Below are 21,250 nucleotides of genomic sequence, written 5' to 3'. Positions count from 1 at the left end.
GATCGCAGGCGGCAGGCAGCCCGATCGCGGCTTCGTGCGTTTTGACAAAGCGCCTGCGAAAACGCAAAAGACCGCTCTTCGGCGGCGCGGTAGACCTCCCGCATGACGCTCGAACGCCTGGATGGCCCTAATTTCGTACAGCTCCAGCGATGGTGGCGCCGTCTGCTCCAAGACTGGGCCAAACAGGATCGCACTCCATTGTGGGCCTGGAGCAGCGTTGCCCTTTGCCTGCTGTCCTTCGCCTGGTCACTGCTCGGCTTCAATTCCACCACGATCGCTCTCGCCGCCTTTCTCGCGACTTCGCTCGCGGCGATCAGTCTGACCAGGTGGTCAGGCGAGCATGGCCACCTGGCCGCTTATCTCGCCGAGGCACAGAAGCTCAGCCAGACCGGCAGCTTCGGCTGGAACGTCGTGACCGGAGAGCTTTTCTGGTCGGATGAAACGTTCAGGATCTTCGATCTGGCACAGACATCGCGCCCGTCGCTCGCCGTCGTCTTGAAGCGCACACATCCCGATGACGTCAATGCCGTACGCGAGGCCATCGACCGGGCGGTGAACGAGAGGGGCGACTTTTCCCACGAAAACCGGCTGGTGCTGGACGACGGTTCGATCCGGACCATACGCGTGGTCGCCCGCGGAATGACGAACGGCCGGGGCCAGTTCGAGTTTGTCGGCGCGGTCATGGACATCACCGCTCAGAAGAAGGCCCATACCGAGCTGGAGCGGAGCGAACAGCGTTACCGCCATCTGTTCAGCCGCATGCCGATCGCATTCCGGCAGCTCGACGCCAGCAGGCTGGTCGTGCTGTTCCGAAAATTGCGTGCCGAGGGCGTCAAGGACCTTGGCGCCTATTTCGACAGCCATCCCGAGTTTCTGCGGACCTGCATGGACGCGCTCTCGTTTCAGGAGGCCAATGAACGAGCCATCCAGATGTTCGGAGGAGGCGTCGAGGGCTATGTCGGACGCTCCATGGCCGAGAGCTGGAAGGAGCGGCCCGACACGTTCCGGCGGGCGATGGAATCCCGCTATCGCGGCGAGACGAATTTCGAGGAAGAGACCAAGATGGTCACGTGGGACGGCCGCGTCGTCGACGTTCTCTTCACCACGGCGCGGGTCGGCCCCATCAATGATCTCGAAGTCAGCCTGGTCGGCACCATCGACATTTCACAGCGTGTTCGCGCTCAGCAGAAGCTCCAGCAGGTTCAGGCTGAGTTCGCGCATGCCGCGCGCGTCTCGATGCTCGGAGAACTCACCGCATCGATCGCCCACGAGGTCAACCAGCCCCTCGCGGCCATCGCCACCAACGGCGCCGCCGGGCTGCGGTGGCTGAACAGGCCCACTCCCGATATCGTCGAGATCCGCAAGACCATCGAGAACATCATCGTGGATACCCAGCGCGCCGCGAACATCGTGGCGCGCGTTCACGGGATGGCTTCCCGGAAAGTCCCCGAACAGGCATCCTTGTCATTTGACGAGATCGTCCGCGAAGCGCTTCTCTTTCTGCGACACGAGCTCGAATCCCGCGGCGTAACGATCCTGCACCAGCCCGATCCGACCACACCGCAGGTGCTCGGTGACCGCACCCAGCTCCAGCAGGTGATCGTCAATCTGGCCATCAACGCTGTGCAGGCGATGACGCAGGCGGGATATGACGATCGCAGGATCGTCATCAGCACGGTCACGCAGGACGCGGCCACGTTGTGCTGCGCCGTGGAGGACAACGGCCCCGGCATCGCAGTTGAACATGTCGACCGGCTCTTCGAGAGCTTTTTCACGACCAAGGACAGCGGGATGGGCATGGGACTGCCGATCTGCCGGTCGATCGTGGAAGCGCATGGAGGCCGGATCGGCGCCGGGGGTAACGGTGCGAGTGGCGGCGCCCGCTTCTGGTTCACGCTGCCGGTCTCCGTGCCGGCGGATTCGCTGCGCTGCGACCTCAACGCCGATACGTGACCGCGACGTTTCCGGCGTGGCCGCTATTCCCCGGTAGCGGCCGAACGCACCAGGCGGATCGGGACGCCCTTGTATGACGGCGTGAAGCTGAGCGGATCGCGGGCGTAGAGCGGCACCAGCGGATTGGTCTCCGGATAGTACGCAGCACAGCAGCCCGTCGGAAAGGAATAGGCTACCACGCGGAAGTTGCGCACGATCCGCTCGGCGCCATCGGTCGAGGCGGTTATCAGGTCGACGCGATCGCCGTCCACAAGTCCCCGCCTCTTCAGCTCGTATTCATTGAGGAACACCACGTCGCGCTGACCGAACACGCCGCGATAGCGGTCCGACATCGAGTAGAGGGTGGTGTTGTACTGATCGTGGCTGCGTATGGTGGTAAGCCACAGGAAATCGGGATCGCCCTGCGGCGGGTCCTCGCCGCAACCCGCGAAGACCAGGAAGTTCGCCTTGCCCGACGGCGTCGCCCAGATGCGTTCACGCGCCGTCGAGGTGAGATGGAAGCCGCCGGGGACGCGGATGCGGGCATTGTAGCCTTGGAAGATGGGGAACACCGCCTCGATCGCATCCCGGATGCGATCGTAATCGGCAACGAAGTCATCCCAGTCGACCACCGTGCGCTCTCCCAGCGTCGCCTTGGCAACGCCGGCGATGATCGCGACCTCGCTGAGGAGATGCTCCGATGCCGGCTTGTTGCGGCCGCCGGACGCATGCACCATCGACATCGAGTCTTCCACCGTGATCGACTGCGGCCCCGACGCCTGGACGTCGATCTCGGTACGGCCGAGACACGGCAGGATCAAGGCTGCACGACCATGAACGAGATGGCTGCGGTTGAGCTTGGTGGCGACGTAGGCGGTCAGATCGAGATTGCGCAACGCAGCCTGCGTCGCCTGCCAGTCCGGTATGGCCGCGGCAAAATTGCCGCCCATTGCGAAGAAAGCCTTCACCTCGCCGCGGATCATGGCTTCCAGCGCGGTTACCACGTTGTGTCCCGGCGCGGTCGGAGGCTTGAAGCCGAAGCGCTGCTCCAGCCGCTCGAGGAAGTCCGCCTTGGGGACTTCCGTGATCCCCACGGTCCGATCGCCCTGCACGTTGGAATGACCGCGAACCGGGCAGACGCCGGCGCCTTCGCGCCCCACATTGCCGCGCAACAGCGCGAGATTGGCGATCTGCTGCACGTTATTCGCGCCGCGCCAGTGCTGGGTGATGCCCATGCCGTACACGAGGATGGCACGCTCGGCCTTCATATAAGCGCCGGCGGCATATTCCATGTCCTCGCGCGTCAGGCCGGACTGACGTTCGATGTCCGGCCATTGCGTGCGCTTGAGATCGTCGATCAACGCCTCGACGCCGACGGTGTGACCGCGGATGAAATCCCAGTCCAGGATCTCCGGCCGCTCGGCGGCGCGGGCTGCTTCGTCGGCCTCCACAAGGATCTTCATGATTCCCTTGAGGACGGCGACGTCGCCGCCGACCCGTACCTGGAAGAGTTTTGAGCTGATCGCCGTCGACGACAGTGTGATCATCTCGATCGGGCTCTGCGGCGCCTGGAAACGCTCCAGCGCTCGCTCGCGGAACGGATTGAAGGAGATGATGGAGGCGCCGCGGCGTGCCGCATTGCGCAGGCTGGTCATCATCCGCGGGCTGTTGGTGCCGGGATTCTGACCGAAGATGAAGATGCAATCGGCCTTGTCGAAATCCTCCAGCAGCACGGTGCCCTTGCCGACGCCCAGCGAGTAAGGCAGGCCGACGCTGGTCGCCTCGTGGCACATGTTCGAGCAGTCGGGAAAATTGTTGGTGCCGTACTCGCGCACGAAGAGCTGATAGAGGAAGGCGGCCTCGTTCGAGGTCCGCCCGGACGTGTAGAACTCCGCCATGTTCGGATCCGGCAAGGCCCGAAGCTCGCGACCGATCATGTCGAATGCATCGCTCCACTCGACCGGGAGATAGCGGTCGGATGCGGCATCATAGGCCATCGGATGGGTGAGCCGCCCGACCATTTCGAGATCGTAATCGTTCCAGCTCGTAAGCTCGGTGACCGTGTGCTCGGCGAAGAATTCGGGCGTGCAGCGCTTCGACGTTGCCTCCCAAGCGACCGCCTTGCCGCCGTTCTCGCAGAATTCGAAGGACGAGGTGTGCTTCGGATCGGGCCACGCACAGCCGGGACAATCAAAACCCTCAGGCTGGTTCATCCGGCTCAGCGTCGCCGCGCCCTTCAGCGGCACCCGCTGCACCAGGAGTGCTTCGCTAAGCGCCTTGAGTGCGCCCCAGCCGCCGGCGGGTTCACGATAGGGACGAACCGATTTCGTGGTCATCTCGATATCTCTCGGTATGGCAATTCTCCGAACCAGTTAAGGATCGCGCGGGCAGAGCCGTCTTTTCAAAACGACGCCGAATTTCTCAATTGCACACGTTCGAACCCGGCCGGGCGGCTGAAGCAGCCAGTGCATTCCGGAAAAAGGAAAGCCGTTCGCGGAAGCTGTGCCGGCAGCAAGGAACTAGGCTGGGCATCTTGAGCCCCCGCGCGACAGAGGGCTTTCGATGATTTTCAGGAGAGGCCCCCATGTTTTCACGACGTGATTTGCTGGCCATGTCCGCGGCAGGCGCCGCCATGGTCGGTTCCAGTGCGCAGGCGGCAACCTTCGGCAATCCGGACGAGCCGCCGCAAGGCGCCGTCAACGCCAAGAGCCCCGGGAGCCTGAGCGATCCCGGTCCGCAAAATCCCGAACTGGCCAAGCAATTCCCTTCCGCACAAACGCCGCCAGCGACGGACGTCGGCGGCCTGCCGATGGATTGGGCCTCGTTCAACAATGCGCCGCGACGCATCCAAAACGGTGGCTGGGCTCGTCAGGTCACCGTCGAGGACTTCGCCATCTCGAAGGAAATCTCCGGCGTCAACATGCGCCTGTCCGCCGGCGGTATCCGCGAGCTGCATTGGCATCAAGCGGCCGAATGGGCGATCATGACCTACGGCTCCTGCCGCATCACCGTGCTCGACACGCAGGGGCGCCCCTATGTCGGCGATCTCAAGGCCGGCGACCTCTGGTATTTCCCGCCGGGCGCGCCGCATTCGCTGCAGGGCTTGGGCCCCGACGGCTGTGAGTTCGTGATCTGCTTCGACGACGGCCACGCCAACGAATTCAACACGCTGCTGGTGACGGACTGGCTGGCCCATACGCCACCCGAGGTGCTGGCGAAGAATTTCGGCGTGCCGGCCGACGCCTTCGCGAAGATCCCGCTGCACAATCGCTGGATCTTCCAGGGTACGGTGCCCGGCGATCTCGCCGACGATCGCGCGGCGGTCTCCAGGCACGCCGAAGCGCCGCCCTATCCCTTCATCCATTCGCTCGGCAGCTCGCCTCCCGTCAAGGAGAGCGCCGCCGGCAGCATCCGCGTCGCCGACAGCAGCAACTTCAAGGTCGCCACCACCGTCGCCGCGGCGCTGGTGACGATGCCGCCAGGCGCGGTCCGGGAAATGCACTGGCATCCGAATGCCGACGAGTGGCAGTACTACATCAAGGGCAAGGCGCGGATGACGGTGTTCGACACCGGCCCCAACGCGCTGACGACGGATTTCTCGGCCGGCGACATCGGCTATGTCCGGCGCAATCTCGGCCATTATGTCGAGAATGTCGGCGACACCGAGCTGCAGTTCGTCGGCGTGTTCCGCGCGCCGCGCTACGAAGAGGTGTCGCTCTCCAACTGGCTGACGCACACGCCGCCCAAGCTGGTGGCCCAGCATTTCAACATCGACGAGAAGCTGATCGCGCAATGGCCGGACAACGGCCCGGGCGTCATGCCCAAGTCCTGAAGCAAGGCCTTAGACGGTCTGAACGAGAAAGGCGCCGAAACCGGCGCCTTTCTTATATTCGCGGTTCGAGCCTGTAGCCGTCAGTAGTGGTCCGCCGTCGCAGCCGTCTTGCCGCGAAAGACGCGATAACCCACCGCGACATAGAGCAGCATCAGCGGGAACACGAACAGGCCCGCACCCCAGAACATGAAGGCGAGGCTCGCATGAGGCGCCGCCGCCTCCTCGATCGTGATGACGAACGGGATCATATAGGGCCAGAAAGACAGGGCAAGCGTGCCGAAGGCCGATGCGAAGATCAGCGCCACCATGTGGAACGGCCAATAATCGTCGTGGCGCAGAATACTCGTCGCGAGCACTGCGGCGGCGCCCGCGCCGATGAGGGGGAACACGAACAGATAGGGCCGCTCGATCCATCGGCGCAGGATTGGCAGATGCTCGACAAGCGCATGCGTGAAGACGACGACGAGAAAGGCCAGCACAGCGACCGCAAGCAACGGGATCTGACGCCGTGTGGCATCGCGGATCGGGCCTTCGCACTTCCTCACCAGCCAGCAGACACCGAGCAGCGCGTAGCCGAAGCACAGGCCGATCCCGCACAAGACCGAAAAGCCGGTCAGCCAGCCGAAGGTTCCGCCGACATATTCGCCGTTGGAGAATTGCAGTCCCTCGACAAGCGCTCCGACCATCGCGCCCTGCATGAAGCTTGCGGCAAACGATCCCACGGCGAAGCTGAAGTCCCAGACCCGGCGCGAGCGCGAGGCCTTGCCGCGAAATTCGAACGCAACGCCGCGCAGGATCAATCCCAGCAGCATGACCACGACCGGGATGTAGAAGGCGGGCATCAGCATGGCATAGACCACGGGGAACGCCCCCCACATGATCACGCCGGTGACGACCAGCCAGGTCTCGTTGCCATCCCAGACCGGAGCGATCGTGCGCAGCATCTCGTCACGCCTCGCCTCGCCATCGGCGAGGCCAAACAGCATGCCGACGCCGAGATCGAACCCGTCCAGCAGAAGATAGATCAGGATGCTGATGGCGAGCAGCGCAACCCAGAACATCACCATGTCTATTCTCCCGCTTCGAGGTAGCTGTGCGACGGCACCTGGTCGGCGAGCGACATCGGCCGATTGGGGACGGGAACGTGCAGGGGCTTGCCGCCCAGTCCCGCCGGGCCGGCGCGCAGCAGCCGGTAGATGTAGTAAGTCCCGAACGAGAAGATGAAGGCATAGACAGCAACGAACAGGATCAGCGAAGCCGTCGCGGCGGCCGCTGTCAGAGACGGCGTCACGGCATCGGCGGTCCGCAATACGCCGTAGACCGTCCACGGCTGGCGGCCGACCTCCGCGGTGTACCAGCCGGTGAGAATCGCGATCCACGGCAGCGGGAAGCTGAGGAAGATGCCCCACAGCAGCAGGCGGCTCCGATCGAGCCGATGCTTGAGGCCGAGCCAGGTCCCGAACCACGCGAGCCCCAGCATCACGAAGCCGCAGCCGACCATGACGCGGAAGGCGAAGAACGGGATCGCCACCGGCGGCCGGTCCTGCGGCGCGAAGCTGGTGAGGCCGACCTCTTTCGACGTCAGGCTCATGCTGCCGATGATGCTCCCGAGCACGGGAATCGATATCGCATATTTGTTGGACTCGGTGCTCGAATCGGGAATTGCGATCAGCACCTCCGAGGCCGGCTGCTCGTCATGCCAGCGCGCCTCGATCGCGGCGAATTTGGCCGGCTGGTAGTCGTGGACATAGTCGCCGACGAGATGCCCGATGAAGAGCTGGACCGGGAGCAGCACCGCCGCAAGCGCAAGGCCCATCCGCAGCATCACATGGGCCTCGGCGCGATAGGTCCGCCGCAGCAGATACCATGCGCCGGTTGCAGCCACGCAGAATGCGCCGGTCAGATAGGACGCGAGCAGCATGTGCGGAAACCGGACCCAGACCACGCGATTGAAGATGATCTGCGCCCAATCGTTCGGTACGAACTGGCCGTTCTGCAGGACGTAGCCGGTCGGCACCTGCATCCAGCTGTTGTTGACCATGATCCAGAACGCCGAAAGCGTGGTTCCGAGCGCGACCATCGCCGTCGAGAACAGGTAGAACCACGGCGGCACCCGGGGCCGGCCGAAGATGAGGATGCCGAAGAACCCTGCCTCCAGCATGAAGGCGGTGAATGTCTCGTAGGAGAGCAGCGGGCCCTGGATCGGCCCCGACATCTTCGACAGCACGCTCCAGTTCGTTCCGAACTGGAACGCCATCACCACGCCCGAGACGACGCCCATGCCGAAGGCGACGCCGAAGATCTTGAGCCAGAACTCGAACAGGGTCCGGTAGACGGGCTTGCCGCTGTACTGGTGCATTGCCTCGAGCACGGTGAGCCAGGCGGCAAGCCCGATCGTGAACGCCGGAAAGATGATGTGGAACGAGATCGTGAAGGCAAATTGCAGCCGCGACAGGAGGAGTGCCGTCGGATCCATCGGACATTCTCCCGTTCGTTCACGCCCGCTTCGCGGCCGCCGGCGCGCGTGCGGCCGGCTGCGGAATGTTGTCGACCTTGAGGACCTCCGCCGTCGTCGCTCGAATCTGACGACAGAAATCCGCGTCGTCGATTAACGACACACCATAGGACGGGACGATCTGCTTCAGCTTCGGCAGCCAGGCGCTCGCCGTCAGCTCTCCGGCAAAGCACTTTTCGAGCACGCTGATGGCGATGAACGCCGCAGTGGAGGCGCCCGGCGAGGCGCCGAGAAGCGCGACCAGCGAATGATCGTCCGCGCCGACGAGCTCGGTCCCGAATTCGAGCAGACCGCCGCGCTTGACATCGGGCTTGATGATCTGGACGCGCTGGCCTGCGACCTGCAGCCTCCAGTCCTTCGGGTCGGCCTTCGGGAAATATTCGTCGAGCGCCGCAAGCCGGTGGCTCTCGGATTGCAGCACCTGCCCGACCAGATATTCGGTGAGATCGAAATTGTCGCGCGCCACCGAGAGCAGCGGCTTGACGTTGGCAGGACGAATGGACTCGAACAGATCCAGCAGCGAGCCGTGCTTGAGGAATTTGCTCGAGAAGCCCGCATAAGGGCCGAACAGCAACGAGTGCTTGCCGCCGATCACGCGCGTATCGAGATGCGGCACGGACATCGGCGGGGAGCCGACCGCGGCCTTGCCGTAGACCTTGGCATGATGACGCTTGTTGATCTCCGGATCGTCGCAGCGCAGCCAGATCCCGCTGACCGGAAAACCGCCATAACCGCGTGCTTCCGGAAGGCCGGATTTCTCCAGCAGCGGCAGCGCACCGCCGCCGGCACCGATGAAGACGAATTTTGCGCGGACCGACCGCGTTTCGCCGCTCGCGGTGTCCCGCACCTCGATCCGCCAGCGGCCGCCCTGCTCGCGGACGAGACCGGTGACGCAGCTGTTGTAGTGGACCGCGCAACCCGGCTGGCTGACGAGATGACCAACCAGCAGATGCGTCAACGCGCCGTAATCGACGTCGGTGCCGGTGATGATCCGCGTTGCGGCGACCGGCTCGTCGCCGCTCCGTCCGTCCATCACCAGCGGCGCCCATTCGGCAATCTTCCTGGGATCCTCGGTATGCTCCATGCCCTCATAGCAATGATGGGCCGACATCGCCTTGAACCGCTTCCGGAGAAATTCGACGTTCTCCGTGCCGTGCACGAAGCTCATATGCGGCACCGGATGGATGAAGGACCGGGGGTCGGCGATCGCGCCCCGCCCGATGAGATAAGACCAGAATTGCCGGGACAGATCGAACTCGACGTTGACCTGGAGCGCCTTGGAGATGTCGATGCTGCCGTCGGGCCGCTGCGGCGTGTAGTTCATCTCGCAGTTCGCCGCGTGGCCGGTACCGGCGTTGTTCCAGGAGTCCGAGCTCTCCTGCGCGCAATCATCGAGAGTCTCGAGCATCTGAATCGTCAGGGAGGGCTCGAGCTCCTTGAGGAACGCGCCGAGGGTGGCGCTCATGATGCCTGCGCCAATGAGAACGACGTCAGTTTCGCGGTCGGAAGCTGCTGGCATGGTTTTTTCCTTCGTTGGGTGTTGCTGTTCCGGATAGCTCGATCAGGCCTGCACCGATTGCCGCGTCTTGGCGCGGAACGGCACATCTGCTCCCGGCCGCAGGATCACGTAGGCACGGCGCCAGGACGAATCGTCGGTCAATTTCCAGCTGTGCCCCGAGCCGGCGGTGTCTTCGGCAAGCAGGACGTTGCCGGGGTGAATCAGGAAGTGGTGGCCGTCACGCGTCTGGAAATCGAGCGTTCCGCTCAGCGTGATCACGAGCTGCCGGATCGGCGCGGTGTGCCAGGCAAAAGCCCCGCCTGATTCCGTCTCCTGGAAGGAGACGCTGACGGCATCGAACTTGCCGGTCAGAAAATCGCCACGCTGGCCCGGCTCCAGCTCGAGGAAACCTTCCTCGAAATGCGAGTTGTTATCCTCTCCGGTCCATAGACGCACACAGCGGATCATCGTGTCTCTCCTTGCATGGTTGCTGCGTTGCCCGCGCGGTGTGGTGCGGGCCGCATCATGGCCCTTGCTCCCTTCAACCGGTTTTCGCACCGATTGCGAGCGGCACCTTGATCTCGGCAACGTAGGGCTTGACCATCTTGGCGGGATCCACGATGCGGTCGAACTCCGGCTCGGTCACGAAGCCGAGCTTCAGCGCCGCCGACTTCAGCGTGAGATCGTTGTCCATCGCGTAATGCGCGATCCGCGATGCCTTGTCGTAGCCGATCACCGGCGCCAGGGCGGTCACGAGCATCAGCGACCGCTCGACATACTCCTTGATTTTCTTGCGGTTCGGCTCGGTACCCTCGACCAGAAAGGTGCGGAAATTCGTGCAGCCGTCGGTGAGGATGGTGACGGATTGCGCGATGTTGTGGATGATCAGCGGCTTGTAGACGTTCATCTCCAGGTAGCCGCCGGCGCCACCGAACCCGACGGCGACGTCGTTCGCCATCACCTGCACGGCGATCATCGTCAGCGCCTCAGCCTGCGTCGGATTGACCTTGCCCGGCATGATCGACGAGCCCGGCTCGTTCTCGGGAATCCGCAACTCGGCAAAGCCCGCGCGCGGACCGCAGGACAAAAGGCGGATGTCGTTTGCGATCTTGTAGAGCGAGCCGGCGAGCGTGCGCAGTGTACCGGAGAGCTGCACCAGCGCGTCGTGTGCACCCTGCACGGCGAACTTGTTCGGCGCACTGACGAAGGGCAGGCCCGTCAACCGCGCGATCTCGGCTGCGACGGCTTCTGCAAAGCCCGGCGCCGCGTTAATCCCGGTGCCCACGGCGGTGCCGCCCAGCGCGAGGCGGAAGACGCCCTTGAGCGCGTCGTCGATGCGCGCCAGACCGTCGGCGAGCATCGCGGCATAACCGGACCACTCCTGCCCGAGCGTCAGGGGTGTGGCATCCTGCATGTGGGTTCGGCCGATCTTGACGATGTCGTCCCACTGGTTCGATTTCGCCGCGATCGCATCGTGCAGAGCTTCGACCGCAGGAACCAGCCGTTGCGTCACGTTCATCGCGGCCGCGATGTACATGGCCGACGGGAAGCTATCGTTCGACGACTGCGACATGTTGACGTGATCGTTCGGATGAACCGGCAGCTTGCTGCCGAGCGCCGTGCCAGCAAGCTGGCAGCATCGGTTCGAGATCACCTCGTTCACGTTCATGTTGAACTGCGTTCCGCTACCCGTCATCCAGACGTGAAGGGGAAACATGTCGTGATGCTGGCCGGCGAGAATCTCGTCGCAGGTGTGGACGATCAGTTTGTGAATCTTGCCGTCGAGACGGCCGCCAGCGTAATTCGCATTCGCGGCCGCTTTCTTCAGGATCGCGTAGGACTGGATCATTTCGCGCGGCATCAGGTCCCGGCCGATGCTGAAATGCTCGAGCGAGCGCTGCGTCTGCGCGCCCCAGAGCTTGTCCGCGGGAACGTTCACTTCACCCAGGCTGTCTGTCTCTTTGCGGAGGTCGTTCATCCTTTGCCTCTCGTGGCAGTTGATGTCGGGAGCACTCTTGCGGCGCCGACCTAAAGTGTACGGACGGCACAGCGCACACGCTTCCGCGAACGAACGTCCTTTTTCCGAATGGCATGGTGGGCGCCTCGGCTTGCAGCGAGCGAACGCGCGTTGCGCGTGCGGAACACTCAGACAATCGCACGGCTCCAATGTTGATGGCTTCGATGCCGGCAGAGCCAGAGAACGCACACCGACAATGCGATCGGCAGAGCGAGGCTCCAGGTTCCCAGCCACTTCGTCACGCAGCCACCGACGGCGGCTCCCAGCAGGAACATCAGACAGATCGCAACCATCGCTCCACCGCCGCGCGCCGCATCGCGATCGGACGCGGCAACGAACTGATCGATGGCACGGAGCATGTTTCCACTGGCAGTGACCGAGAGATACTTCCAGCGTCCAACCTGCCTGAAACTCGCCGACTGCAACGCGACGCCGAAGGAGATGACAAGAATCACGATCTGATCGGGAACGCGATGAAGCAGCAGCATCGCCGTGGCAAGGCAGACGATTTCTCCGACGAGACAGCGCAGCGCCGCCCGGGTGCGGGCCGCCACCACCGCCCCGAGGACGAACGCCACGATCGGAAGGAGATGGTGAAGCGCGCGCAGCCATTGCCCGGACTGGGCATCGATCCCGAGGAAGACGACATTGCCGGTCTGCGAACTCGCGAAGACGCCCAGCGACAGCCACGTGAAGGCGTCGAGGAAGCCCCCCGACATGCTCAGGAGAGAGGCAACCAGCAGCGATCGTTCCGGAGCGTAGGCCTCGACGCGCGTCTCGGCCAAGGCCTCCGTTGATGCGGCTTGCATCGCCATGTTCGCGGGTCCGCGAGGTCAGCAGCCGGCGGGCGGCGCGGCCTCTTCAGGCAGCAGAACGCGGCGCGAATGCGTGAATACGCCGTATCCGTCATCGCGGGCGACGGCGAGCAACGTGATTCCCGCCTCGTTCGCTGTCTGGATGGCGAGCGCGGTCGGCGCGGAAACGGCAACGACGACCGGCGCGCCGATCATCGCAGCCTTCTGCACCATCTCTACCGAAACGCGGCTCGTCAGCAGCACAGCGCCGTCACGAGCCGAGTTGCCGTCGCGAACGATTGCACCGGCGAGCTTGTCGAGCGCATTGTGCCGGCCGACATCCTCCCTGATCACGGCAATGCCGGCGCGAGGATGCCAGAAGGCCGCTGCGTGAACGGATCTCGTCTGTTGGTTCAATGTCTGGAGAGGAGACAGCGCCTGCATGGCGCTCAGCAGGTCCCGTGCGTGAAAGGCAATGCCGGGGCTCTCGACCCGCGACGGCGCGCGACGTGCCTGTTCGAGGCTTTCGATGCCGCATAACCCGCACCCGACCGGACCGCTGATGGCGCGGCGGCGCGCGGCCAGGGACGCAGCGCGGTCGCCATCGAGCCACATCCGCACTTCCACGCCAAGCTCGTTCGAGATCAGCTCGATGCTCCTGATCTCGCTTGCGCAGCCGATGATTCCTTCGGTGAGGCTGAAGCCGACACCGAAATCCTCAAGATCGGCCGGCGTCCCCATCATCACCGCATGGGTCGACCCGTTGTAGGTCAGCGCGATGGCGCTCTCCTCGGCGACCAATCGCGACGTCGACCTCGTGCGGCCGCCGCGCCAGGCGATCTCCCGGTGCCGCGTGAATGTCGAACCCGTCATCATGGCTCACACCGTCGCCGGCTCGGCCGAATGTCGCGAGGCCCGGTTTCTGAGGGCGAGCCCGAACGCAATGAAGCCCCATCCCTGGAAGATCAGATCGACGACCAGCATCGCACCGAGCAGCCACAGGCCAATGGTCGGCCAGGCTGCAACCAGCATCACGCCGACGCAGAACGTCACGACGCCGGCGGCCACTATCCAGCGCCAGCCTGCGGCCGGCTGCATATGGAAGCCTACCCAGATCCGCGTCACCCCGGCGACGATCAGGAAAGCGCACATTGCGAGCGACAGTGTGAACGAAGCCAGTAGCGGATCGTAGAGGATGACGGCTCCGGCGGCGCCATAGATGATCCCGGCGAACAGCCAGAACAGGAAACCCCGCAGGCCGTGCACGGAGAAGGCATGCACGATCTGGAAGATCCCGGCGACTGCCATGGTCGCTCCAATGACGAGCACGGAGGCCAAGCTCGCCGCCATCAGATTGGCCGACGCAATGCCGCCGAGGATCAGTTCGCCAACCCCCAGTGCAACGAACCAGCCCCATTTTCCGGCAATCGCGTGAATGGCTCTTCCGAGCGACGCCTTCGAGTTCGACATGTCCGTCATGACTTGACCCTTGTACGTGCGACCGGCCTAGCGGTCATGGATGGGAGCAAGCGTACAGAGTTTCGCTCGGGGTCATCTTTCGAGAATGCCGCGATATTGTTTCATCCGCACGATGCGGGTCTTTTCGGTGGGCTCACGATCAAACGGCGAGCGTTCAAGGCAGGTCTGCAGCCATCTTTGGCAGATGCAACGGCAGTGAGATGGTAGAGTCGCGCATGGACTTCCAACCACCCCTGCGCGGAAGCGAAGGTCGCCCTCGCTTCCGCGGCGTCGCAGCGATCGGCCGCCTTCGACACCAGGTCGATCACCAAGGCAAGCTCGTCATCGACCCGGCATCCTGTGCCTACGAATTCGGGCCGCTTCGTCCGGTCTCGTACAGGAACCAGATCCGCCGCTCCGTCTCATCGATCCAGTTTTCCAGCAGGCTTGCGGTGGCGACGTCGCCATACTCGTCGCAAAGCTCGTGGACCCGACGCATTTCCCGCGTCAGCTGCTGGTTGTCGCTGCGCAGCTCGGCGAGCATGTCCTGGGGTTCGACATAATCCGCGTCGTTGTCGAGAATGCGCTGCTCGCGCGCGATATGGCCGATCGAGCGCAGCGTCGTGCCGCCGATCTTGCGCGCCCGCTCGGCAATGTCGTCGGTCATGGCAAAGATCTGCTCGGCCTGCTCGTCGAGCAGCAGGTGATAGTCGCGGAAGTGCCTACCCGATACGTGCCAGTGGAAGTTCTTGGTCTTCAGGTACAGCGCGAAGACATCGGCCAGCAGCGCTCTCAACGCGGCTGGAATGTCCCGGTTCGCGTTGGCCCCGAGATCCGTCGGGCTCTGGAGATCCGCTTTGCTCATTGTCGTCATCCTTGTTGGAGGTTGAAAAACTTTAACCGCATGCTTCGCCGGCGCACGAGGGCTTCATTCCGCCGGCGTCGTCCTGTTCCGCAACGGCAGGAGCGCGATCGTTCCGAATAGCCATCGCGGCGGATCAACGCGTGGAACAGCCCTGCCGCGAGATGCAGCAGCACGAGGGCAAAGAACGCAAAGCCCAGATAGACATGGGCATTCCACAACAGCGTGTGCAGGCGGTCGCTCTGCGGCAGCAACGCCGGAATTCGAATGTCGCCATACAGAACGACTGGATAGGCCGCAGCCCAAAGCATGCCGAGCCCCAGCAACGGCATCACGATCATGAAGCCATACAGGAGCTGGTGCGACAAACGTGCTGCCAGCTTCATCGCCGGCGGAAGATCAGCCGGCAACGGTGGCGCGCTGTAGTGGCGCCGCAGAGCCAACCTGATCACGACGAGAGCCAGAAGAGTGACGCCGAGCGTCTTGTGGATCAGGATCAGCGGCAGATATGTCGGCGCCACGGTGGACACCATGCCGACGCCGATGAAGAGCATGGCGATAATACAGACTGCCATCAACCAGTGCAGGAGCCGCTGAAGCAGGGCGAAACGATGAGGAGCATTGCTCATGGCCTGGCGGTCTCGGTTCGAGGATAATCCCGGGCTTCGGCCGCACGCAAATCGTAGGACTTGCGGTAGACCGACGAGCGCGCGGCCGGGAAAGGATCGTCCGACACCCGGATTCCCTGCGGCAGCACGGTCGGATCGAAGTTGATGTCGCGGCAGGGCCCATCCCGCTCCGGTTCGATCCGCTGCACGATGAGCGTTCCGACCTGCACCGTACGGCGGCCCTCAGGCCAGGGCTTGCTCGGGTCCGCGGTCGGATCACCAGGATCGGCGACGGTCGTGACCATGGTCCAGCGTTGCGGGCCGGCGATCCGGACCCGTTCCGCTATCTCCTGCTCGAGAAAATCGGGACCGCGCTTTTCCAGCTCGGCTTGTGACAGAGGAACGACCTCCGCCGTCGGCAGCAGCGACCATCGCACCGCATGCTCTGCGCCCTTCGCATCCGTGAAGTTGAAACTATTGAGCCCGTGGTAAGGCTCCTCCGCATAGCTCGCGGTCCAGGGCGCCGTTTTGGCCCAGGCCGCGAAGGCGGCGAATTCCGGATTGACCTGGATGAAAATCTTCATCGCCTCCGGGTCCTTCTTGCCGGATGCAATCAACAGGTCGTGAAACGCCTGCGGCGTGGAGACTGCAAAGAACGGCGGATTGATCATCGCCATCCGCCACTCTTCGCCATCCGCCGTTGCGATCTGCAATCCCAAACCGCGCACGCGCGCGGTTGCGTCCACGGCGTTCGGATCGGCAGTGCCGAGATTGAAGCGGCCCAGAGCCGGATACGTGCCTCGCTCGAAGACCCTGGCTTTCGAGAGTTCCACGCCGTTCCCGTTCGCCTCGAAGACGCCGGTGAAGCAGATTCCCTTGGCATGATTTCGCCGGTGCCCGAGTGGCGGGCCACTCGGGGGCGTGAGCGCCGCGATCATCCGATCCGGCGTCAGGCGCCCGGGCGAGAGCCACCCAGCAGTGTAGGCAAGCGCGGCAGCACCGCCCCCGAGGACGGCCACAATCAGCACCAGCGAGCCGAGCCTCGAGCGCGGCAGGTTGCCTGACTGATTCATCGCTGCTCCTTGCAATACGCAAGCCGCCCCGCAATCCGGCCCCACGGCCCGTTCTGTCGAGCGGCTCGGGTTCCGTTGTAGCTGGCGACCACGGCCGCGATCTTCTGAAACCGGATCGCCAATTTCGCGAAGGCACGTTCGCGCTTGCCCAGTCTGCGGGGCTCGTCCTCGCCGGATTTCGGGCTTTCTCGAAATATTTCGTGCGATCTGAAAATCACTCACCGGGCTCGAAAGACCCGCTTTGCGCCGGGGCCTAGTTCAATGGCTCTTCGCACAAGGCCAGCGGTCGGTCGACGAACGATGAACGTGTCGCGACGACGCTGGCGTCTTTGCGGAAGCTGGAGTGCGATTGGGGTTCGAATGAGCAAAGTGATCATCGTCACAGGAGCTGCAAACAGCATCGGACGAAGCACCTGCAAGACATTGGCGCAAGCCGGCCACACGGTCTACGTTTCAATGCAGGAAACGAAGGGCCACGATGATCACGGCGTCGAGGACGCCGGCAAGCACGGCGCGGAACTCCGAACCATCGCGTTCGACGTCGCCTCGGAAGCCTCCGTGAATTCCGCCATCGATGCCATCGTCGCCGAGAACAACCGCCTCGACGTGATCGTGCACAATGCCCGACAGGTCATCTACGGACCGGCGGAGGCCTTTACGCCGGACCAGCTTGCCGAGCTCTACGACACCAACGTGCTGAATGCGCAACGGGTCAATCGGGTCGCATTGCCCCAGTTGCGCAAGCAGGGCCAGGGCCTGCTGATTTGGGTCTCATCGAGCAGCGCACGTGGCGCCTCGGTTCCTTTCCTGGGAGCCTATGCTTCGTCAAAGGCCGCCCTCGATGCACTGGCGCTCGGCTATGCGGGCGAGCTCGCGCGCTGGGGCGTCGAGACGACGATCGTGGTCCCCAGTGCGCTCGGACCCGGCCACTACATTCGCTCCGGCCGACCGCTCGACACGGCGCGGGCCGAGGAATACGCGGATGGTCCGACGGCCGACGTGAGCGAGATCGCGCAATCGGCACTTGCGCAGCTTCCGGCGAAGGATCGAACTCCGCAAGACGTCGCGACCGCCATAGCCGATGTCGTCGGCATGCCATTCGGACAACGGCCGCTGAGAGTTCATTTCGGTCCTGACGACGACGGAGCCGCAGCCGTCAACGCCATCGCCGACAGCGTCCGCATGGAACTTCTCCGCCGGATCGGGTTGGACGACATTCTCAAGCCCGCGTCCATCGGATAGGGCTGGGTGTCGTGGCGTCGCACATTCGTGATCAGGCGAGACCGAAGACCAGCCGCGGCGCTCGTTTCGACGCATCGATATAAGCTCCCGGTCGTTTCTGTAATCAGGGATCGATTCCTGAAAATCCGGGAGCCTCTTCGGAGCCCCAGACGAAAGTGATACGTCCCAATCCTTTACCCTGTTACTGCCGAATGTTAGGTTTGAAAGGCCACTACGTTCACGCGTCTTGGTGTGCTTCCAAGTCATAGAACGTGACGAGTCGTGCGCCGGGTTGAAATTCCCAATGGCCCCCCGCTGGCAAAGCAACAACACGCAAAGCAGCAACACGATGGCCGCTGCCGGCCGCTCCGCCCAAGACGAAGCCGCCCGGGAGATCTTGGTCTTCGGGCCGTTTCGGCTCGACCCCTCGCAGCGGCGGGTTGAGAGAGACGGGAGCCCCCTGCAGCTGTCGGGTCGAGCATTCGACATTCTGCTCGCACTGGTCCGGCAGGCCGGCAACGTCGTCAGCAAGACAGAGCTTATGGCCACGACGTGGCCGGGCGCCGCCGTCGAGGAAAACAGCCTGCGTGTCCATATCGCCGCACTCCGCAAGGCACTCGGAGACGGCAACGACGGCGTCAGATATCTGAGCACGGTCTCCGGGCAAGGCTACTGCTTCGTCGCGGCGGTATCGCGCCCGGAACAGAGGCAACCTGCACCGACCAATCCGACTTACGTCCATAACCTGCCGGCGCATCCCCGGCAGATGGTCGGGCGTGAGCAAGCCATACAGGACATCTCGGAAAGACTGAGAGCCCAACGTTTCGTCACGGTCGTCGGCCCGGGCGGCATCGGCAAGACCACAGTCGCCATTTCCGCGGGCCACGCCCTGCTCGCGGAATTCGCCGGCCATGTCCACTTTGTCGGTCTCGGCGAGACAGGCAGCGCCGCTCCAGTGCCGGCGATCGTCGCATCTTCACTTGGGCTGCGAGCTCGATCGAATGATCCCACGAATAGCCTCGCGACATTCCTGCGCGACATGCGGATGCTGCTCATTCTGGACTGCTGCGAGCATGTCATCGAAGCCGCGGCGGCGCTGGCCGAACGGCTCTACCAGGCAGCACCGGAGCTGCACATCCTGGCGACCAGCCGGGAGCTGCTGCGCGTCGAAGGCGAGTTCACATACCGGCTCCCACCGCTGCCGAGCCCGCCGGAGAAGATCGTTTTGACGGCCGCGAACGCTCTCGCCTACCCTTCGGTGAAACTCTTCGTCGAGCGTGCGACCGCGGGAGGCGGCGAGTTCGCGCTGACGGATGCGAACGCCTCTGATGTCGGCAACCTCTGCCGTCGGCTCGACGGTATCCCGCTTGCCATCGAGCTCACCGCCGGCCATGTGGGCGCATATGGCGCAAGAGCGATGGTCCAACTCCTCGACCAGCACCTCAATTTGCTGTGGGAGGGACGACGCACCGCGCTGCCTCGGCACCGGACACTGCGCGCAACCATCGAATGGAGCTACAATCTTCTATCCGACGCGGAACGCGTGATTCTCGGCCGACTGTCAGTGTTCGTCGGCAGCATGACCCTGGACGCCGTGCGGTCGATTGCCGCGGGCTCGGAGGATGACGACACGATCCTGGCGATCATCGACAGCCTCGTCGCCAAGTCGATGCTTGCACTGAACACCGGCTCGCAACCGACCCGCTACCGCCTTGCCGACTCGACCCGGGCATACGCGCAAGAGAAACTTGCCGCCAGCGGGGACTCCGAAGCGGTCGCGCGACGTCACGCCTGCTACTTTCTCGGCCTCCTTGAGAAGATCGGCGACGAAGCGAACCGAGACCTTTCGACGGTTGCGGAGGAATTCGGCAACGTCCGCGCCGCACTGACGTGGTGCTTCTCGGATCAGGGAGACCGCAGAGCCGGCGTGGCGCTCGCTGCAGCATCGATACCGCTCTTCTTCAAGCTGTCGCTCCTGGCGGAATGCGAGCTCTGGGTCACCCGCGCCATCGAAGCACTCGATGACACCAATGGAGGCATCAGGCAGGGCCTCGTCCTTCACACGGCGCTAGGGGCTGCGCGCATGCTCACCGGACAGCTGGATGAATTGGGCGCAAATCACCTCCGCCGGGCGCTCGAGCTGACGGAAAGGATCGGCGATATACCGGGGCAGATCCGTTTGATCGACCAGTTGCATTTGCTGCAATTGTTCGTCGGCAAGTATGATGACGCATTCGGCATCGCCAAGCGCGGCGAAGCCATTGCCCTTGCCAACAACGATTCCAATGCGGTCGCGCGCATGCGCGTATTGCTCAGCATCTCCTGCCAGTATCTCGGCAAGTTCGTTGCCTCTCGCTCATACGTCGAAAAGGCATTGCGACATACGGGCCTGGACAAGGACGTCCTTAGCGGCCTCACCCTCGAATATCCCAAACGCGCTCAAATCACCCTTGCGCGCGTCCTCTGGCTTCAGGGATATCCCGATCAGGCGACGCGAATAGTGCGCCGCGCCATCTCGGACGTCATCGCAGCGAACCATCCGGTCATGTTCTGCAGAGCGCTGCCATGGGCATTCGGCGTCTTCTTCTGGAATGGCGATCTGGAGGATTGCGAAGAACACATCGACAGGTTCGTCGTGGAGGCTCGCAGGCACAACCTCGCCATCCTCCAGTTGGTCGGCGAGGCCATGAAGGGGATTACACTGCTGGCCAGGAACGAGACCGGTGTCGGGCTCGCCATGCTGAAAGGCTCGATCGAGAAGCTGCACAGCCTGTGCTTCGGTGCGGTGGCTGGGTTTCGCATGCCTCTCGCCGATGCCCTGGCGGCGACAGGTCACGGCGACGAAGCCCTGGACACCATTGATCAGGCGATTGCCCAGGCCCAACACTGCAACTTCATGATGGACATGCCCGACATGTTGTGCACAAGAGCGAAAGCGCTGATGCGGAAGAGCAATCCGGATCTTTCGCAAGCGGAGCTGAGCCTCATCCGAGCACTCGACCTCGCCCGCCATCAGGGGGCGCTGGGTTATGAGCTTCGCGCGGCGATCGCGCTTGCGAGACTATGGCAGCGAGGCGATCGCCGCCGGGAGGCGTACGATATGCTCGCCCCCGTCTATCAGCAGTTTACCGAGGGATTCCAGACGCGCAGCCTCGTGGCGGCAAGAGGCTTGCTTGCCGAGCTGAACCCGCCACGCTCGCGCTCGTTTGCGGCCAAATGATCCTCTCCGGATCGCGTAAGCGCGCATCGCCTCGATCGCCGTGCAATCGCGATAGAGGGGTGCAGTCTCGAACGACGCGTGCGGGCGGCCGGTCCATGCTGAGTTGGCAATGAGACGTCGGCGCCGGCCATCGCCATCCATGGCACAGGCGGCGCCACTGGCGGATTGCGGAACGTTCCAGAGCACGGGGATGCGGCGCTCGCCGAGGCCGCACAGGCAT

15 protein-coding genes and 1 pseudogene are annotated in these 21,250 nt (G+C 63.7%); 4 read left to right on the top strand and 12 right to left on the bottom strand.

The features are described 5' to 3' along the window. Nucleotides 1-102: 102 nt before the first annotated feature. On the top strand, nucleotides 103-1,953 hold the full coding sequence (locus AB5K84_RS02960) for an ATP-binding protein (RefSeq protein WP_011083111.1): 1,851 nt from the start codon (nucleotides 103-105) through the stop codon (nucleotides 1,951-1,953). A gap of 23 nt (nucleotides 1,954-1,976) precedes the next feature. On the opposite strand, the gene AB5K84_RS02955 is transcribed toward AB5K84_RS02960, so the two are convergent. After that, nucleotides 1,977-4,268 carry an FdhF/YdeP family oxidoreductase gene (locus AB5K84_RS02955; protein WP_011083112.1) on the bottom strand — a complete coding sequence of 764 codons (2,292 nt, stop codon included), beginning with the start codon at nucleotides 4,266-4,268 and terminating at the stop codon, nucleotides 1,977-1,979. 248 nt (nucleotides 4,269-4,516) lie between these two features. On the opposite strand from AB5K84_RS02955, the gene AB5K84_RS02950 reads away from it, so the two are divergent. Beyond that, the gene (locus AB5K84_RS02950; RefSeq protein WP_011083113.1) at nucleotides 4,517-5,764 is read left to right on the top strand and encodes an oxalate decarboxylase family bicupin; all 1,248 of its coding nucleotides are present in this window, start codon (nucleotides 4,517-4,519) and stop codon (nucleotides 5,762-5,764) included. A gap of 80 nt (nucleotides 5,765-5,844) precedes the next feature. Here the strand turns inward: AB5K84_RS02950 and cydB are convergent, their stop codons facing one another. From cydB to AB5K84_RS02895, 11 genes and pseudogenes are all read right to left on the bottom strand, one after another. Further along, nucleotides 5,845-6,831 (bottom strand): cytochrome d ubiquinol oxidase subunit II, encoded by a 987-nt coding sequence (gene cydB / locus AB5K84_RS02945; RefSeq protein WP_011083114.1) that lies wholly within the window; start codon nucleotides 6,829-6,831, stop codon nucleotides 5,845-5,847. Nucleotides 6,832-6,833: 2 nt separating this feature from the next. Next, complete coding sequence (locus AB5K84_RS02940) at nucleotides 6,834-8,240, bottom strand: cytochrome ubiquinol oxidase subunit I (RefSeq protein ID WP_011083115.1); 1,407 nt, start codon at nucleotides 8,238-8,240, stop codon at nucleotides 6,834-6,836. 19 nt (nucleotides 8,241-8,259) lie between these two features. Continuing rightward, the gene (gene mqo, locus AB5K84_RS02935; RefSeq protein WP_011083116.1) at nucleotides 8,260-9,798 is read right to left on the bottom strand and encodes a malate dehydrogenase (quinone); all 1,539 of its coding nucleotides are present in this window, start codon (nucleotides 9,796-9,798) and stop codon (nucleotides 8,260-8,262) included. A gap of 42 nt (nucleotides 9,799-9,840) precedes the next feature. Next, nucleotides 9,841-10,245 carry a hypothetical protein gene (locus AB5K84_RS02930; RefSeq protein ID WP_011083117.1) on the bottom strand — a complete coding sequence of 135 codons (405 nt, stop codon included), beginning with the start codon at nucleotides 10,243-10,245 and terminating at the stop codon, nucleotides 9,841-9,843. 73 nt (nucleotides 10,246-10,318) lie between these two features. Continuing rightward, nucleotides 10,319-11,755, bottom strand: a complete 1,437-nt coding sequence (gene fumC, locus AB5K84_RS02925) for a class II fumarate hydratase (RefSeq protein ID WP_011083118.1) — start codon at nucleotides 11,753-11,755, stop codon at nucleotides 10,319-10,321. 167 nt (nucleotides 11,756-11,922) lie between these two features. Beyond that, entirely contained in the window at nucleotides 11,923-12,609 is a 687-nt protein-coding gene (locus AB5K84_RS02920) for a YoaK family protein (RefSeq protein WP_011083119.1), read from the bottom strand. A gap of 18 nt (nucleotides 12,610-12,627) precedes the next feature. Then, nucleotides 12,628-13,464, bottom strand: coding sequence for a formate dehydrogenase accessory sulfurtransferase FdhD (fdhD, locus tag AB5K84_RS02915; RefSeq protein ID WP_441232371.1), 837 nt, complete (start codon nucleotides 13,462-13,464; stop codon nucleotides 12,628-12,630). 3 nt (nucleotides 13,465-13,467) lie between these two features. Beyond that, nucleotides 13,468-14,067 carry an HdeD family acid-resistance protein gene (locus AB5K84_RS02910; RefSeq protein ID WP_011083121.1) on the bottom strand — a complete coding sequence of 200 codons (600 nt, stop codon included), beginning with the start codon at nucleotides 14,065-14,067 and terminating at the stop codon, nucleotides 13,468-13,470. Nucleotides 14,068-14,410: 343 nt separating this feature from the next. Beyond that, nucleotides 14,411-14,911: a Dps family protein gene (locus AB5K84_RS02905; protein WP_038966677.1), complete on the bottom strand. Its 501-nt coding sequence runs from the start codon at nucleotides 14,909-14,911 to the stop codon at nucleotides 14,411-14,413. Between the two features lie 63 nt (nucleotides 14,912-14,974). Next, nucleotides 14,975-15,537, bottom strand: a pseudogene (locus AB5K84_RS02900) (cytochrome b). Continuing rightward, a complete protein-coding gene (locus AB5K84_RS02895) occupies nucleotides 15,534-16,589 on the bottom strand; it encodes a catalase family peroxidase (RefSeq protein WP_038966678.1) in 1,056 nt (351 codons plus the stop codon). The pseudogene AB5K84_RS02900 and the gene AB5K84_RS02895 overlap by 4 nt, the downstream one beginning before the upstream one ends. A 360-nt stretch (nucleotides 16,590-16,949) precedes the next feature. Here AB5K84_RS02895 and AB5K84_RS02890 point away from each other — a divergent pair, with 360 nt between their 5' ends. After that, entirely contained in the window at nucleotides 16,950-17,831 is an 882-nt protein-coding gene (locus tag AB5K84_RS02890) for an SDR family NAD(P)-dependent oxidoreductase (protein ID WP_038966679.1), read from the top strand. A 283-nt stretch (nucleotides 17,832-18,114) separates the two neighbouring features. Then, nucleotides 18,115-21,030, top strand: a complete 2,916-nt coding sequence (locus tag AB5K84_RS02885) for an ATP-binding protein (RefSeq protein ID WP_051000326.1) — start codon at nucleotides 18,115-18,117, stop codon at nucleotides 21,028-21,030. The last annotated feature ends 220 nt before the right edge of the window (nucleotides 21,031-21,250 follow it).

It is taken from the genome of Bradyrhizobium sp. 1200_D9_N1_1, assembly GCF_052075915.1.
In the GTDB taxonomy this organism is placed as follows: Bacteria; Pseudomonadota; Alphaproteobacteria; order Rhizobiales; family Xanthobacteraceae; genus Bradyrhizobium; species Bradyrhizobium diazoefficiens.
This window is presented reverse-complemented; position numbering and strand designations above follow the sequence as displayed.

Coding starts and splice junctions, on each gene's coding strand:
- AB5K84_RS02930 (WP_011083117.1), bottom strand. CDS start 10,245: ATGATCCGCTGTGTGCGTCTATGGACCGGAGAGGATAACAACTCGCAT.
- mqo (WP_011083116.1), bottom strand. CDS start 9,798: ATGCCAGCAGCTTCCGACCGCGAAACTGACGTCGTTCTCATTGGCGCA.
- AB5K84_RS02955 (WP_011083112.1), bottom strand. CDS start 4,268: ATGACCACGAAATCGGTTCGTCCCTATCGTGAACCCGCCGGCGGCTGG.
- AB5K84_RS02940 (WP_011083115.1), bottom strand. CDS start 8,240: ATGGATCCGACGGCACTCCTCCTGTCGCGGCTGCAATTTGCCTTCACG.
- AB5K84_RS02950 (WP_011083113.1), top strand. CDS start 4,517: ATGTTTTCACGACGTGATTTGCTGGCCATGTCCGCGGCAGGCGCCGCC.
- fumC (WP_011083118.1), bottom strand. CDS start 11,755: ATGAACGACCTCCGCAAAGAGACAGACAGCCTGGGTGAAGTGAACGTT.
- AB5K84_RS02890 (WP_038966679.1), top strand. CDS start 16,950: ATGAGCAAAGTGATCATCGTCACAGGAGCTGCAAACAGCATCGGACGA.
- AB5K84_RS02905 (WP_038966677.1), bottom strand. CDS start 14,911: ATGAGCAAAGCGGATCTCCAGAGCCCGACGGATCTCGGGGCCAACGCG.
- fdhD (WP_441232371.1), bottom strand. CDS start 13,464: ATGATGACGGGTTCGACATTCACGCGGCACCGGGAGATCGCCTGGCGC.
- AB5K84_RS02960 (WP_011083111.1), top strand. CDS start 103: ATGACGCTCGAACGCCTGGATGGCCCTAATTTCGTACAGCTCCAGCGA.
- AB5K84_RS02920 (WP_011083119.1), bottom strand. CDS start 12,609: ATGGCGATGCAAGCCGCATCAACGGAGGCCTTGGCCGAGACGCGCGTC.
- cydB (WP_011083114.1), bottom strand. CDS start 6,831: ATGGTGATGTTCTGGGTTGCGCTGCTCGCCATCAGCATCCTGATCTAT.
- AB5K84_RS02885 (WP_051000326.1), top strand. CDS start 18,115: ATGGCCCCCCGCTGGCAAAGCAACAACACGCAAAGCAGCAACACGATG.
- AB5K84_RS02910 (WP_011083121.1), bottom strand. CDS start 14,067: ATGACGGACATGTCGAACTCGAAGGCGTCGCTCGGAAGAGCCATTCAC.
- AB5K84_RS02895 (WP_038966678.1), bottom strand. CDS start 16,589: ATGAATCAGTCAGGCAACCTGCCGCGCTCGAGGCTCGGCTCGCTGGTG.